The 14792-nt window shown below is 67.3% G+C and carries 10 protein-coding genes; 4 read left to right on the top strand and 6 right to left on the bottom strand.

The features are described 5' to 3' along the window. Window positions 1-155 precede the first annotated feature (155 nt). The 6 genes from UUA_RS06050 to UUA_RS06025 all read right to left on the bottom strand — a co-directional run bounded on the left by UUA_RS06050 (window position 156) and on the right by UUA_RS06025 (window position 9766). Window positions 156-974, bottom strand: a complete 819-nt coding sequence (locus UUA_RS06050) for a M15 family metallopeptidase (RefSeq protein WP_008435144.1) — start codon at window positions 972-974, stop codon at window positions 156-158. Further along, window positions 971-2602, bottom strand: a complete 1632-nt coding sequence (locus UUA_RS06045) for a serine hydrolase (protein ID WP_425476881.1) — start codon at window positions 2600-2602, stop codon at window positions 971-973. The genes UUA_RS06050 and UUA_RS06045 overlap by 4 nt, the downstream gene beginning before the upstream one ends. Continuing rightward, a complete protein-coding gene (locus UUA_RS06040; protein WP_008435141.1) occupies window positions 2589-3800 on the bottom strand; it encodes a dipeptidase in 1212 nt (403 codons plus the stop codon). Before UUA_RS06040 ends, UUA_RS06045 begins: the two co-directional genes overlap by 14 nt. Continuing rightward, entirely contained in the window at window positions 3797-5032 is a 1236-nt protein-coding gene (lysA, locus tag UUA_RS06035) for a diaminopimelate decarboxylase (RefSeq protein WP_008435138.1), read from the bottom strand. The genes UUA_RS06040 and lysA overlap by 4 nt, the downstream gene beginning before the upstream one ends. A gap of 152 nt (window positions 5033-5184) precedes the next feature. Continuing rightward, window positions 5185-8181, bottom strand: coding sequence for a TonB-dependent receptor (locus tag UUA_RS06030; protein ID WP_008435137.1), 2997 nt, complete (start codon window positions 8179-8181; stop codon window positions 5185-5187). Between the two features lie 58 nt (window positions 8182-8239). Continuing rightward, window positions 8240-9766, bottom strand: coding sequence for a transglutaminase-like domain-containing protein (locus tag UUA_RS06025; protein ID WP_008435136.1), 1527 nt, complete (start codon window positions 9764-9766; stop codon window positions 8240-8242). Window positions 9767-9926: 160 nt separating this feature from the next. Here UUA_RS06025 and UUA_RS06020 point away from each other — a divergent pair, with 160 nt between their 5' ends. From UUA_RS06020 to UUA_RS06005, 4 genes are all read left to right on the top strand, one after another. Then, window positions 9927-11084 carry a DUF819 family protein gene (locus UUA_RS06020; RefSeq protein ID WP_008435134.1) on the top strand — a complete coding sequence of 386 codons (1158 nt, stop codon included), beginning with the start codon at window positions 9927-9929 and terminating at the stop codon, window positions 11082-11084. Window positions 11085-11110: 26 nt separating this feature from the next. Next, on the top strand, window positions 11111-12514 hold the full coding sequence (locus UUA_RS06015; RefSeq protein ID WP_008435132.1) for a C40 family peptidase: 1404 nt from the start codon (window positions 11111-11113) through the stop codon (window positions 12512-12514). 171 nt (window positions 12515-12685) lie between these two features. Further along, the gene (locus tag UUA_RS06010; protein ID WP_008435130.1) at window positions 12686-13783 is read left to right on the top strand and encodes a dipeptide epimerase; all 1098 of its coding nucleotides are present in this window, start codon (window positions 12686-12688) and stop codon (window positions 13781-13783) included. Next, entirely contained in the window at window positions 13783-14640 is an 858-nt protein-coding gene (locus UUA_RS06005) for a MurR/RpiR family transcriptional regulator (protein ID WP_008435129.1), read from the top strand. The genes UUA_RS06010 and UUA_RS06005 overlap by 1 nt, the downstream gene beginning before the upstream one ends. Window positions 14641-14792 lie beyond the last annotated feature (152 nt).

The following is a 14792-nucleotide window of genomic DNA, read 5'->3' as shown; positions in this document are numbered from 1 at the left end:
ATCGTCATGGCGAAACACCCGTAGGAGCCCACTGGCGGGCGATGCCCTCGCGAATCCCGGCTTTCAACAGACGAATGTCTGGTCATCCCGGCTCCAAAAGCGTTGCCCGCCAGCGGGCTCCTACAATTCGGGTGTGTGGTTGTCCGGCGGCGTGGTCATTGCACCGGCACGTCGTAGAGCGTATGCGGCGTGGGTTCCGGCGTGAGCGTGTAATGCCACCACTCCAGCGGATAGTTGCGGAAGCCCTCGCGCGCCATCGCGTCACGCAGCAGCAGGCGGTTCGCGTGCTGCACGGTGGTGATGCCGGGCGCATCGGTGTGCGCGCGCACGTCGAAGAAGTCGAAATCGGTGCCCATGTCCAGCGGCGTGCAATGCCTGCCGTCGGCGGCGCAGCGCTGCAGGGTGAGGTCGATGGTCGCGCCGCGGCTGTGGCCGGAGACCGGCGCGATGTAATCGCCGAGCAGTTTCGACTTGTCCAGCGTGGGATAGTGCTGCGCCTTGGTGCGCTGGTCGCTGAGGTCGTGCGCCCAGCGCACGAAATGCGCCACCGCGCGGGCGGGGCGGTAGCAGTCCCAGATCTTCAGGCGCAGCTGCCGCGTGCGCAGCTCGCGCTCGACCCGCGCCAGCGCCTCGGCGACCGGGCGCAGCAGCAGGCAGGCCGGGGCGCGATAGCCGTCCACCGGCGCGCCCACGAAGTTGTCGCGGCCGGCGTACTTGATGTCCTCGGCGATGTCCGGCACCAGCGCGCGGATGTCGACCAGGTTCGCCGCCGCGGCGGTCGTCGCCGGAGACAGGGTGGGCGGCTGTTCCGCGTGGGTGATGCCGCCAAGGGAAACGAGCAAGGCGAACGCGATCAGATGCCGGGCCTTTGCAGAAGCGCGCTTGCGGGCGACGCTCTTGCTCTGCAGCCCCAAGGAAAAAGCATCGACCGCCAGCGGGCTCCTACCAGTGGTGATGGACGACAGATTGGTCATGGGCGGCAGCTCCCTACGCGCTGGAAGTCGAGGTCTTCGTAATCCGAACTGAAATCGCCTTCGGGATCGAGCTTGGCCATGCGCAGGCCGATCGGCTGCTTGCCGCTGGCGGCGTGGAAATCCAGCCAGGCGTCGAGGTTGGACGAATCGTCCCAGTGCACCAGGTAGCGCTCGCCCAGACGCATCACCGTGCCGGCCAGCGTCGGCGACTTCGCGGCGGCGAAGTGCACCTTCCCCTCGCGCGGACACAGCGTGACGTCGCCGAACCACGGGTCGCGATACTGCCCGCTCCAGCGCGCCAGCTCGGCCGGCGTGGCCGGTCGCTGCGCCGAGGTGTCGGGAGCGGGCGACGACGGCGAACGCTGCTTCGCCCGCTGCGCCAGCGCATCGGCATACCAGTCCACGCCACGATCGTCGGCGGCCGCGGTGAAGTGCTTCATCAGCACTTCGCCGAGCACGGTGCGCGCTTCGTCCGCGTCGCCGTTGATCATGAACACGAAGCCGCTGTCACGATCCGGCAGCAGGGCCAGCATCGAGTACATGCCGTTCAGCGTGCCGGTGTGCCACACGCTCCACTGGCCGTCGACGTCGGCCATGCGCCAGCCGTAGCCGTAGGCCATCACGTGAGTGTGGTCCCATGCGCGGCGCTGTGCAGAGACCGGGATCAGCATGTGCGGCGCCTGCAGCACCTCGCGCTGCACCGGCGACAGCCACTGCAGCTGCGCGTGGGTGGGCACCAGCCAGTTGCGCGCCCAGCTCAGCATGTCGGTGAGGTCGCAGCGGATGCCGCCGGCGGCGGCGGAAGTGATCGCGGGAATCGCCGCGGCCTCGGGCATCGCCACGTTGCGCTCGCCGTCGCGACGGTGCGGCGCGGCCACGTCGCCGACCGCGTCGCGGTTCCACGCACCGACCTGGCAGCGGTCCAGCCCCAGCGGCGCGAACACCTCGCGGTGCATCAGCGTCTCGTAAGGCGCGCCGCCGGCCGCGGCGGCCACTTCGCCGGCCACCACGTAGAGCAGGTTGTCGTACTGGTATTGCGAACGGAAGCTGTAGCCGGGCTTGATGAAGGCGAGGCCGTGGATGATGTCTGCGCGGGTGAACGCGTTCGGCTCCGGCCACAGCATCAGGTCGCCGCCACCCTCGGGCAGGCCGCTGGCATGGGTGAGCAGGTCGGCCACGCGCATGTTCGCGGTGACCCACGGGTCGTGCATGCGGAACTGCGGCAGGTACGTCGTCACCGGATCGTCCCAGCGCAGCTTGCCCTGGTCCACCAGTCGGCCGAGCAGGGCGGTGGTCATCGCCTTGCTGTTGGAGGCGATCTTGAACAGCGTGTGTGGGGTGATCGGCTGGCCCGAGCCGGCGACGGTTTCGCCGGCGGTGCGCACGTAGACGACCTGTCCGTCCTCGATCACGCCAACGGCGATGCCGGGCAGGTGGTAGCGCTCGATCACTGCGTCGACGATCTTGTCGTAGCTGCGGTTGGCGGTTTGGGCGGTGGCGAACGGCGGTGCTAGCAGGAGCAGAAAAGCAAGAGCACCCCACCCCAACCCTCCCCTGCGTTGTCCCACAGGGACTTCCTTCGGTCGCAGGGGAGGGGGTGGAAGGCGCGCGGCATCAATGTTGCGCATGCCGCTCCACCTCGCCCCATACGCGCAGCAGGTTGCCGCCCCACAGCTTGGCGATATCGGCGTCGCTGAAGCCGGCCTTGCGCAGCGCAGCGGTGACGTTGCGGGTTTCGCTGGCGTCCTTCCAGCCGGTGATGCCGCCGCCGCCGTCGAAGTCGGAAGCGAGGCCGACGTGGTCGATGCCGGCCACGTTCACCATGTGCCGGATCTGCTTGACGTAGTCGTCCAGCGTGGCCAGTGGATATTTCTTCTGGATCTCGGCCATGCCCGCTTCCATCTCGGGCCGGTAGTCGTCGTTGTCGCTGTCGTATTTCTTCTCGCCGGCCTGCTTGGCCACCGCCTCCTGCAATTTTTTCTCGGCGGCCTCGCGGCCGGGGTCGTGCTTCAGGAATTCCTTGTATGCCACCGCCTGCACCACGCCACCCTTGGCGGCGATCGCGCGCAGCAGGTCGTCGGGCAGGTTGCGCGGGTGGTCGAGCACGGCGCGGGCGCCGGAGTGCGAGGCGATCAGCGGCGTGCTGGAGACCTTGAGCGCGTCGCGCACGCAGTTGTCCGAGGCGTGCGAGATGTCGACCAGCATGCCGAGCTGGTTGGCGCGCTTGACCACGGCGCGGCCGAACTCGCTCATGCCCTGGTCGCCGGCACTGTTCATCGCCGGCTCGCCGTGTTTGGTGTCGGGCAGCGAGCTGCTGCACAGGTCGTTGTTGCCGACGTGGACCAGGCCGACCGAACGCGCGCCGCGATCGAACGCGGCGTCGAGGCGGTGCAGGTCGTGGCCGAGCGAGTAGGCGTTCTCGATCTCGATGGTCGCCGAGAGCAGGCCGGCCTTGCGGTTGGCCAGCAGCTGTTCCGGCGTGGTGGCCAGGCGGATGCGGTCGGGATACATCATCAGCATGCGGCCGATGCCGTCGTACTTCTGGCTGGCCTGCTGCACCGCCTTGGCGTAGCCGGCGGCGTCGAGCGCGTGCTGCGGCACCCACACCACGAAGAACACCGCGTTCAGGCCGCCGCGTTCCATCTTGCCCAGGTCGACCAGCAGGCGCGTGTCCTTGCCGACGTCGAAGCGTGGCTCGGCCATGTAGTTGAACGGGATGTCGACGTGGGTGTCGATGGTGACCGGCGGGTCCTGCGCCGTCTGCGCATGCAATGCGGCGGGCAGGGCCAAGGTGGCGAGAAGGGCGAGGCGGACGGTCAGGTTCATGCGGTTTCCCAGTTCCGCGCCGGCTGCTCGCCGGCGATCATTTCCTCGAAGTGCTGGCGGCGGCGCACCACGGCGTAGCGGCCTTGGTCGAGCAGCACCTCGGCCGCCAGCGGCCGCGAGTTGTAGGTGGACGCCATCGACGCACCGTACGCGCCGGTGGCCCTGATCAGCAAGAGGTCGCCCGCCGAACACTCGGGCAGCTCACGCGCGCGCGCAAAGGTGTCGCCGGTTTCACAGACCGGGCCGACGATGTCGTAGGTGGCCGGCGGGCGCGGCGTGTCGGCGACCGGCACGATGTCGTGCCAGGCGTCGTACAGGCTGGGCCGCTGCAGGTCGTTCATCGCCGCGTCCAGTACCAGGAAGCGCCGCTCGGCGCCTTCCTTGACGCGCAGCACCCGGGTCAGCAGCACGCCGGCCTCGGCCACCAGCCAGCGGCCCGGCTCCAGCAGCAGGCGGCCGCGGTAGCCGGCCAGCGCGGCGCGGATCACGTCGACGTAATCGGCGGCAGCGAGCGGCCGGTCCACGCCGGCGCGGTAGCACACGCCGAGGCCGCCGCCCACGTCGATGCTGTTGATCGGGTGGCCGGTTCGTTCGAGTTCCTGCCAGAACGCGGCGACCCGCTGCAGCGCGAGCCGGAACGGTTCGACGCTGAGGATCTGCGAGCCGATGTGCACGTGCAGGCCGTCGAGCTGCACGTGGCTCAGTTGTTTGCGCTCGGCGAACCAGCGGCGCGCCTCGTCGATGCTGACGCCGAACTTGTTTTCCGATTTGCCGGTGGAGATCTTCGCGTGGGTCCGCGCGTCCACGTCGGGGTTGATGCGCACTGCGGCGCGCGCGGTCACCTCCTGCGCTTTCGCGAGGCGCTGCAGCGTGTGCAATTCGTCCAGCGATTCGACGTTGAAGCGCATGATGCCGACGTTCAGCGCGCCGGCGATCTCGTCGGCGCTCTTGCCGACGCCGGAAAACACGATGCGCTCGGCCGGGATGCCGGCGTTGAGCGCACGGCGCAGTTCGCCGACCGAGACGATGTCGGCGCCGACGCCGGCGTTCGCCATCAATTGCAGGATGGCGAGGTTGGGGTTGGCCTTGACCGCGAAGCACACGGTGGCGTCGAGGCCCGCCAGCGCGGCCTGGAGTTCGTCGATGCGCCGGTGGATCGCGCCGGCGGAGTAGGCATGAAAGGGGGTGGCGATGCGTTCGGCCAGTCGCCGCAGGTCGACGCCGTCGAACATGCCGGGGGCACCATCCGTTTCCCGGGCAGTTTCCTGTGCCGCCGGGCGGTTCGTCATCTGCGTGGGCATGATTTCGCTATCGGTGGCTGGGGCGGTGGCGCCGGAAAAAAAGCGGCCCGCCAATTGCGCGGGCCGCGATCGGGGGAGGACGATCAGAAGTTGACGGACATGGTCAGCTGGGTGAACCGCGGCGACTGGAAGCCCAGCGGCTGGCGGAACGTGTCGCTGGTGGAGTTGGAGATGGACGTCTGCAGGTCCTGGTCTACCGCGGTGGTGTGCTTCTGGTTGAGCAGGTTGTAGACAGCCAGCTTCACCCGGAACTCGCCGCCTTCGAACGGCTGGATGTAGCTGATGCCGGCGTTGAGAGTGAAGGTCCACGGCAGGCGGCCGTACTTGCCGCGCGGCGAGCGCTCGTAGACACGGTCCTCGGATACCGGCGAGTCGCAGTTCTGCACGCAGATGAAGTAGCTGTGGTAGTTGGTGGCGTCGTAGGGGTTGCCCACACCGAAACCGGTGATCGGGCCGCCGGAGGCGGCGTTCACGTCGGCGCCAAGCTGCCAGTGCGGGGTGAGCGCATAGGTGCCGCGGAGCTTGAACTGGTGGCGGCGGTCGTTCGGCAGGTAGCCGTTGCCGCCCAGGTTCACCCACGGATCGTCGAAGTTCTCGGTGCGGCCGGTGTCGTCGAAGTCGGTATCCGAGTTGACCGGGCCTTCCGCGTTGCCGCGGTTCCACGACATCGTGTATGAGGCGTTCATCGCCCACTTCTCGTCCCACGCGCGGTTCAACTGCAGCTCGACGGCGGCATAGGTGCGCTTGGGCTTCACCCAGCCGCGCTGGCCGAGATAATTGCCGGAGGCGTCGTACATCGCCCAGCCTTGCTTGGAGGTATCGATGGTGACCCAGCCGTCGGCGGTGCCGGTGCAGTGGGTGTCGCCCCACACGGTGACGCTCTTGCCCGGGTTGGCCATCACCCAGCCGACGTAGCCGTCCCCGCCGCACTGCGGGGTGGCGCTGATCTCCATGTCGTCGATCGCGTTGTGCAGGCGCCGGTAGGTGGCGCTGACGCCCCACGACCACTGTGAGGTGATCAGCTGCTGGAAGCCCAGGATCGCCTCGTCCTGGTAGACCGGGTCCATGTTCTTGTCGACCTCGGAACGCAGGTCGCCCACGGTGCCGTTGCCCTGCGAATTGTCGACCGCGCCGATCTGCGGCCCGAGCTTCGGGACGGCGTACTGCACACCGTTGAGGGTCTTGTAGTCCCAGCCGTCGAACGCGTAGTAGGTGCGCTCGTCGAGCAGGCCACCGGCCTGCTTGATGTTGATCACGTTGGCCACCGGCAGGTAGTAGCGGCCGAGGTTGCCGAACAGCTTGGTGCTGCCGTCGCCCTTCATGTCCCAGGAGAAGCCCAGCCGCGGCGCGATCTGCCGGCTCATCTTGATGTAGCTGCGGCCCGCGGCGTCCTGGTTGTCGAAGCTGTCGTTGCGCACGCCGGCGTTGAGCACCAGGTTTGGCGTGAGCTGCCAGTTGTCCTCGATGTAGTACGCGGCGTTCTTGGTGGTGAAGGTGCCGGCGATCTCGTAGCGCCGCGCGCGCACGTAGGAGTCGTAGCCGGCCGGCACCACGCCGCCGTTGGAGATGGTGGAGCCGGCGCTGGCGGCATACAGGTTGTAGTAGTACGCGCCCGGTCCGGCGTAGTGGCGGCTATAGTCGGAGGTGTCGTTCTCGTGGTCGTAGCCGAAGCGCAGCAGGTGGTCGCCCAGCGTCCACTCGAAGTCGGCACGCGCCTGCTTGCGGGTGTCGTTGCGCTTGTACACGGTGGAGCTGCTGGTGCAGCCCAGCCGCACGCCGGGGTCGTGGATCGCCCTGAACGCATTGTTGGCCGCGACGTAGTTGCAGTCGACGTCCAGCTGCGAGTGGGTGAATGCCTCGCGTTCGTTGCGGCCGGTCATCAGCTTCATCGACAGGTCGTTGGTGAGGTAGCTGGTCCAGGTCAGTGCCCAGTTCTTGCCGCCGGTGTCGGTGAAGACCTGGTTGGTGCGGGTGCCAATGGTGCTGGTGTCGTAGTCGTAGCTGTAGACGTCGCCGGTGTTCTTGTTCTTGTCGGAGAACGCCATCAGCTGCAGCACGTTGCTGTCGGTGATGTTCCAGTCGATGGTGGTGCCCCAGAAGCCGGTGTCCGAGTTGTTGGAAGTCAGCGTGGTGCCGGCGTTGTTGGTGTTGCGCGGGGTGCTGCCGCGGGCCTCGTACATGGCGAAGATGAACAGCTTGTCCTTGACGATCGGACCGGACGCCCAGACGTTCGTCTTCACCAGCGAGTCCCGGTCGCGGCTAGCGGTGAGGTAGCGGTGACCGCTGGCGTCGTAGTGGTCGTCGGCGCGCGAATGCCAGTTGCCCGGTTCCAGGGTGATCTCCACGCCGCCCTTGAATTCGTTGGTGCCCGAGCGCGCCACCGCGTTGACCACCCCACCGGTGGTGCGGCCGAACTCGACCGAGTAGCCGCCGGTCTTGACCTGGAACTGGTCGTAGAACGCGAACGGCGCCTCGGAGAAACCGTTGCGGTTGTAGAAGTCGGTGACGTTGAGGCCGTTGACGTAGAACGCGTTCTCCGCGATTGAGGAGCCGCCGAAGGAAATGCCGCCGAAGGCGGCGTTGCCCTTGACCACGCCGGGCGCCAGCAGGGCCACCGAGGTGACGTTCTGGTTGACCGGCAGGCGCGCCAGTTCGGCGCGCGAGACGATGGTGGCCGATTCGGTGGAGCTCACGTCGATCACCGGCAGCACCGAGCCGGTGACGTTGATGGTGGCCAGGCTGGTCGCGTTCGCCGCGCCCAGGTCCACCGTGGTGGTGGTGCCCAGCGCCACCGTGACATTGCGCGTCGGCCCCACCGGCTGGCCGCCGCTGCTGGCGCTGATGGTGTACTGACCCACCGGCAGGAACGGAAAGCGGTAGCTGCCGTCGTTGTCGGCGGTGATCGTGCGGGTCAGGCCGGTGGCCGGATTGATCACGACCACGGTGGCGCCGGCCTGGGTGCGGCCGGCCACCGAGCCGTCGTTGTTGGCTGCGTACGCCTGCGGTCCGCCGAAGGCGGCCAGTGCCAGTCCGAGCGCCGTGCCGAGTACGGTCCTGCGCAATGTCCGGGTGTTGCTCATGTCCCCATCTCCCCCATCGACGCCGTCGATGCCATGTTCATGAAAAGCTGCTGGTTGGTTAGTTGCTGCTGCGTCCCTGCGCCGCTGGCAGCACCTGCCAGTCGAAGTCGTAATCCAGTTGATCGAAATAAAGGTTGCCGCCACGCCATTCGGCCTCGCCGCGCTGCGAGTCCACGTCGTCGGAGCGGAAGTGCCGTTTGGACGGCTGGAAGTGGCGGCCGAAGTCGTCGTTGAAGGCGATGCGCCAGTTGTCGAGGCCGCCGAGGTAGAACCACTCCAGCGCCTGGTCGTCGCCGGGTTTCGGCTGCAGGCGGCCGGTGGTGACGTCCATCGGCACCCAGCCGTACGGCGGCAGGTAGAGGTAGCCCCAATCGTGGATGTTGCTGTAACGGCTGCCGTCGTCCGAATAGACCATGCCCGACTGCCAGCGCGTGGGGATGCCGTTGAGCCGCAGCAGGGTCATCAGCAGCAGGGTCTGCTGGCCGCAGTCGGCGTGGCCGGCATGCAGCGCGTAGTCGCTGATGTTGGAGATCGTCGAGTATTCGCGCGCGCCGGCCCAGGGGATGCGGTCGACCGCGGCAAACAGCTTCTGCGCGATGCGGTACGGGTTCTTCTCGTCGCCGACGACTTTGCGCGAGAATGCGCGCATGGCGTCGGTGAACACGATGTGCGGCGCGCGCTCGGCCACGAACGGGGCCAGCTCCGGCGTGATCTTCTCCGCCGTGACCCTGGTCGTGTCGATCGCGTGGTACTGCGCGAGCAGGGTCAGCTCGTAGGTGACCGAGAACACGGTTTTCTGACCGGCCACTGCCGGCTTTTCCAGGTACACCGTGCGCTGCGGCGCCGACTCCGGCGCGATGTCGTGCCGTGCCGGCACGCTGGCCACGTAGCGGATGTCTTCCTGCTGGCCGGGCACCGCCTGCGGGTAGGGAATCCACGCGCGTATCGTCTCGCCGGCGGGCACCGCGTCGGCTTCGACGGTCAGCGTCTGCGTCATGCGCAGGCGCTGCGGCAGCACGCTGCTCCTGTGTTCGGCCAGCGCGGCCTGGTAGATCGCTCGCTGGTGGTCGTTCAGCGATTCCATCGGGCCGTCGGTGATCGGCGCCTGCACCGCGCGTCGCGCTACCGCTTCGGGGCTGAGCCGGAACAGGTTGCCGGGTGTGCGCTTGAAGTACAGCGTGCGGCCGTCGATCACCTGGTGCTCGAACAGGCCGGCCGCGTTCCATTTCGCGAACTCGGCATCGGTGAGGTCGGGGATCTGCTTGCGTACGCGCGTCTTGACGTCGTCGGCGCTCAGCGTGAAGTCGAGCAGGATGCGGCGCATGCGTTCGCGCTGGAACGCGAGCGCGTCGCGCGTGTCGGCGGTCAGTCCGGGCTGTGCCAGTGCGCCGGCGATCGCCGCTTCGGCGGCCTTGAAGTGGCCGGCGTCGATCTGGGCGATGATGGGGGTGACGGCCTTGCCGTCCTGGTTGCTTTCGGCATGCGCGAACGGCACGACGAACAGCAGGGCGAGCAGGGACGCAGCGAGGCGCAGACCGCGAGTGCGGCGGCATATTCCCGGTGCGACAGGCAGCAACGTATCCATCGACAAACGTCCCCGCAACGAATCCCCTGAAGCCGCTGTGTAACACGCTTGCAAATGCTGGTCAATAATTTATGCTTCTGGCGTAGCAAAGAAGAATCAGCTATTCCTTGATGGTGAAAGCTGGCCAGCCTGCGAATACCCGCGAACGATCCACGAGGGGATGCAAGTGATCCACACGGTCTGGCCTTACCTGGCGCTGATGCTGCTGATCGCCGGGCTGTTTCCGGCGATCGAGCGCCGCTACGGCTGGAAGCTGTTCTCGGTACTGCCGCCGATCGTGCTGACCTACCTGTTCGTCACCGCACTGGCGGTGTCCGGGCTGTGGCAGGTCAACGCGGAGATCAAGGCGGCGCAGTCGACGCTGGTGACGCACCTGGTGCCGGCGCTGCTGTTCCTGCTGATGATCAACTGCGACCTGCGCGCGATCTGGCGGCTTGGCCCGCGGGTTCTTGGCGTGTTCGCCTGCACCTCGCTGAGCCTGTTCATGGCCTTCATCGCCACCTACCTGCTCTACCGCCACTGGCTGCCCGGCGACGCCTGGCAGCCGCTGGCCGCACTGTCCGGTAGCTGGGTCGGCGGCAGCGCGAACATGATCGCGGTGAAGCAGGCGATCGGCATGTCCGATACCTACCTGGCGATGTCGCTGCTGACCGATGCGCTCGGTTACTCGATGTGGGTGGTGGTGCTGTTCTCGGTGGCACGGCTGGCGCCGGCGTTCAACCGCTGGACCCGGGCGATATCCAGCGGCGACATCCCCCTGGCGCCGGTGAAGACCAAGGCGCCGACCACTTACGACAGCGTGCTGCTGTGGTTGGGCATGGCGCTGGCGGCGGCGGCGCTGGCGGCCTGGCTGGCCGGCTGGTTGCCGGTGTCCGGCATGGTCAGCGCCACCACCTGGACCATCCTGCTGGCCACCGGCTTCGGCCTGGTGGCGGCGCATACGCCGCTGGCCGAGTTCCCCGGCGCCAGCACGATCTCCAGCGCGATGCTGATCAGCGTGGTGGCGGTGCTGGCTTCGCAGAGCAACTTCCAGGGCATCGCCGCGGCGCCGCTGTACCTGTTGTGCGGCGTCACCGTCATCGCGATCCACGCGGTGTTGCTGGTCGGCTTCGCCAAACTGTTCCGCTTCGACCTGTACCTGTGCGGCATCTCCTCGCTGGCGCATATTGGCGGGGTGGCGGCCACGCCGATCCTGGCGGCCAGCTATTCGGCCGCACTGGTGCCGGTGGGCATCCTGCTGGCCTTGCTCGGTTACATCCTGGGCACCGGCTTCGGGCTGGTGGTGGCGACGGTGCTGTCGGCGCTGGCCGGCCCGTGATGCGGTATCAACATAGGACCAAGACGATGCGAATCCCCCTGCTTGCCGCCACCATGTTCGCGCTCGCCTTCGCCGGCGCCCCGCTGCAGGCGCGCGAGGCTAACGAAGGGCTGACGGTGCCGCCGTCTGGCGTGCTCGGCGTCGACGAGGCGCAGCTCACGCCGGCGTTCTGGATCGGTCTACAGACGCAGCCGGACCGCGTGATCCTCGACCGCGCCGCGATCGAGGCGCAGAACGCGAAACTGCTGCAGGTCGATCCGTCCATGCACGACCTGCACGCGTTGCCGAAAACCCTGGGCCGCGAGCAGATCGCCGGCTGGATCGAGAAACTGTCGGAGCGACCGGACCGTCCGCTGTTCGACGTCGACGGCCGGCCGGTGCCGGCTGCCACGCTGGATGCGGCGGTCGGCAACCTCGCCCTGGACGCGATCCCCGCGCAGCAGCCGACGCGCTACGGCCTGGTGGTGCGCCGCGCCGCATTGCGCACGTTCCCCACCGCGTTGCGCGTATTCAGCGTGAAGGGCGATACCGACATCGACCGCTTCCAGGAAACGGCCGAGTTCCCCGGCACGCCGGTGGCGATCGTGCACGCCAGCGCCGATGGCCGGTGGCTGTTCGTGGTCAGCCCGCGCTATGCCGCGTGGACCGAAAAGGAAAACGTGGCCGAGCGCAGCGCCGCCGAGGTGTTCGGCTATGCCGACAAGACCCCGTACCGGGTGGTCACCGGCGCTGTCGAGCGCACCGTGTTCACCCGCGAGCAACCGGCGGTGTCGCAGCTGCAACTGGATATGGGCACGCGCGTGCCGCTGGCCACCGGCCTGCCTCCGGAGCAGCCGGTCAACGGGCAGACTCCGTACGCCGCGCACGTACTCGAACTGCCGCTGCGCAAGGCCGACGGCAAGCTCGGCTTCACCCCGGCGCTGCTGCAGAAGAACACCGATACGGCGAGCGACTACCTGCCGCTGACCCGCGCCAACCTCATCCGCCAGGCGTTCAAGTTCCTCGGCGAGCGCTATGGCTGGGGCCACGCCTACGACGGCCGCGACTGCTCGGGCTTCGTCTCCGACGTGTACCGCAGCATGGGCGTCGAGATGCCGCGCAACACCAGCAGGCAGGCGATCAGCCCCGCGCTGGAACATCGCGCGTTCACCGCGAAGGACAGCCGCGAAGAACGTCTCAAGGCCGCGCAGGCGCTTGAGGTGGGCGACCTGGTCTACATCCCCGCCCACGTGATGATGGTAATCGGCCACCTGCACGGCCAGCCATACGTGATCCACGACACCACCGGTATGAGCTACCGCAAGGCCGACGGCAGCAAGGCACGAGTCAAGCTCAATGCGGTGTCGGTCACGCCGCTGCTGCCGCTGCTGTTCAACGACCAGCAGAGCTATGTCGACCGCATGACCAGCATCGTGCGCATCCGCCCATGACGGAAACCCATCCCTCTCTCGCGGCGTCATTCCCTTGCAAGCGGGAATCCACTTCGCCTTTCCGCTCCGGAGCAGGATGGATGCCCAGCTTCGCCGTTGAAAGAGCATCTACCGCTTGCGCGGGAATGACGTCGTGAAATGTCATCGCACAGGATCAGAGCAAGCCAATCCATGAAGATCACAGACATCCAGTTCGGCATGCTGCGGGTGCCGCTGAAGACCCCGTTCAAGACGGCGCTGCGCACGGTCAACACGGTGGAGGACATCGTGGTGATGGTGCATACCGACACGGGCCAGGTCGGCTACGGCGAGGCGCCCGCCACCGCGGTGATCACCGGCGACACCCACGGCTCGATCATCGACGCGATCCGCCACTACATCTCGCCGCGGCTGATTGGCCAGGACATCGCCAACCTCAACCACCTCACCCAGCTGATCCAGTCCTCGATGGAGAAGAACACCAGCGCCAAGGCGGCGGTGGAGATCGCGGTGTACGACCTGTGGGGCCAGCTCTACGGCGCGCCGCTGTACAAGCTGCTGGGTGGCGGCGACCCGGTGATCACCACCGACATCACCATCAGCGTGGACTACATCGACAAGATGGTGGCCGACTCGGTCTCCGCGGTGGAGCGCGGCTTCGAGTCGCTGAAGATCAAGGTGGGCAAGGACATCGGCGTCGACATCGAGCGGGTCAAGGCGATCTACGCGGCGGTGGAAGGCCGTGCGCTGCTGCGGCTGGACGCGAACCAGGGCTGGACCGCGAAGCAGGCGGTGTACGCGCTGCAGACGCTGGAGGACGCCGGCATCAAGCTGGAGCTGATCGAGCAGCCGGTGAAGGCGCGCGACCTGGCCGGCATGCGCTACGTCACCGAGCGCGTGCATACGCCGGTGATGGCCGACGAGAGCGTGTTCGGGCCGATGGAGGTGATCGAGCTGATCCGCCTGCGCGCGGCCGACATCATCAACATCAAGCTGATGAAGACCGGCGGCATCTCCAACGCGGTGCGCATTGCCGACATCGCCGGCATGCACGGCATCGAATGCATGATCGGCTGCATGCTGGAAACCTCGATCAGCGTGGCCGCGGCGGTGCACGTGGCGGTGGCGAAGTCCAACGTGATCACCAAGGTCGACCTGGACGGCCCCTCGCTGTGCCAGTTCAACCCGGTCGACGGTGGGGTAATCTTCAACGAGTCGGAAATCTCCGTGACGGATGCCCCCGGACTGGGCATCCGCGAGATCCGCGGATTGGAGAGGATCGAAGCCTGATGTCGCCGCTGGTCAAAATCCGTTCGGAACGCGACCAGATGTCGGCAGTGGAGCGGCGCATCGCCGACTTCATCCTGGAGAACGCGCAGCTGCTGCGCGACTACTCCTCGCAGCAACTGGCCAATGCGTTGGGGATCAGCCAGTCCAGCGTGGTCAAGTTCACCCAGAAGCTGGGCTTCAAGGGCTATCCGGACCTGAAGTATTCGGTCGGCGAGGCGATCGCCCGCGCCGACAACGGCGACACGCCGCAGGTCGCGGAGGCGAGCAGCGGCGAAGGCGGCGGCTCGTCCGCCGGCCACCTGTGGCGGCGCAAGTCCGAAGCCGAGGAGGCGACCCGGCTGATCAATCCGCCGGAAACCCTGCATGCCGTGGCCGACGCGATCGAGCAGGCCGGCCGCGCCGGCAAGGTGTTCATCATCGGGCTAGGCGAGGACGACATCCACGCGCGCGGCTTCGCGCTGAAGCTGTCGCTCTTGGGCATCCTCACCGTGCACAACTTCGACACCGCGCGGATGACCGCGAACGTTTCCGCGGCCAGCGCCGGCGACGTGCTGCTGGTGTTCTCCGAACACGGCAACCACCCGGCGCTGTGCAAGATCGCCCGCTATTTCCGCGAGCGCCGCGGGCAGGTGATCACGGTGACGCGGCACACCGCGAACCCGCTGCGCGCGCTGGCCGACCTCTGTCTGGTGGTGTCGGCGCACGACGAGCTGCCGTACATCCAGCCGCTGCTGTACCAGTCGGCGCTGCAGCACCTGCTCGATGGCGTGTTCGTGCAGCTGTGCGAAGGCCACGACGACCTCCACGCGCAGCTGCTGGCCAACCTCGACCGCATCCAGCTGATGCTGGAGCCGTGAGGGCCGGGATGACCAGACGTTCGTCTGTTGAAAGCCGGGATTCGGGATTTGCCGTAGGGCGGGCACTGTCCGCCGGCTCTTCGATACGCCGCCCGTGTTGTTTCACGAAAGCGGCGGATGGTGCCCGCCCTGCGGAGTTGCGTAACTTCACC

The organism is Rhodanobacter thiooxydans LCS2, from assembly GCF_000264375.1.
GTDB classification, from domain to species: Bacteria; Pseudomonadota; Gammaproteobacteria; order Xanthomonadales; family Rhodanobacteraceae; genus Rhodanobacter; species Rhodanobacter thiooxydans.
The sequence above is the reverse complement of the archived record's forward strand: the minus strand, read 5'-3'. Positions and strand labels throughout refer to the sequence as shown.

What these genes read in the sequence shown, in the direction of transcription:
- UUA_RS06030 (WP_008435137.1), bottom strand. Translation starts at nt 8,181, where the DNA reads ATGAGCAACACCCGGACATTGCGCAGGACCGTACTCGGCACGGCGCTC.
- UUA_RS06040 (WP_008435141.1), bottom strand. Translation starts at nt 3,800, where the DNA reads ATGAACCTGACCGTCCGCCTCGCCCTTCTCGCCACCTTGGCCCTGCCC.
- UUA_RS06005 (WP_008435129.1), top strand. Translation starts at nt 13,783, where the DNA reads ATGTCGCCGCTGGTCAAAATCCGTTCGGAACGCGACCAGATGTCGGCA.
- UUA_RS06045 (WP_425476881.1), bottom strand. Translation starts at nt 2,602, where the DNA reads ATGCGCAACATTGATGCCGCGCGCCTTCCACCCCCTCCCCTGCGACCG.
- UUA_RS06010 (WP_008435130.1), top strand. Translation starts at nt 12,686, where the DNA reads ATGAAGATCACAGACATCCAGTTCGGCATGCTGCGGGTGCCGCTGAAG.
- UUA_RS06025 (WP_008435136.1), bottom strand. Translation starts at nt 9,766, where the DNA reads ATGGATACGTTGCTGCCTGTCGCACCGGGAATATGCCGCCGCACTCGC.
- UUA_RS06015 (WP_008435132.1), top strand. Translation starts at nt 11,111, where the DNA reads ATGCGAATCCCCCTGCTTGCCGCCACCATGTTCGCGCTCGCCTTCGCC.
- lysA (WP_008435138.1), bottom strand. Translation starts at nt 5,032, where the DNA reads ATGTTCGACGGCGTCGACCTGCGGCGACTGGCCGAACGCATCGCCACC.
- UUA_RS06050 (WP_008435144.1), bottom strand. Translation starts at nt 974, where the DNA reads ATGACCAATCTGTCGTCCATCACCACTGGTAGGAGCCCGCTGGCGGTC.
- UUA_RS06020 (WP_008435134.1), top strand. Translation starts at nt 9,927, where the DNA reads ATGCAAGTGATCCACACGGTCTGGCCTTACCTGGCGCTGATGCTGCTG.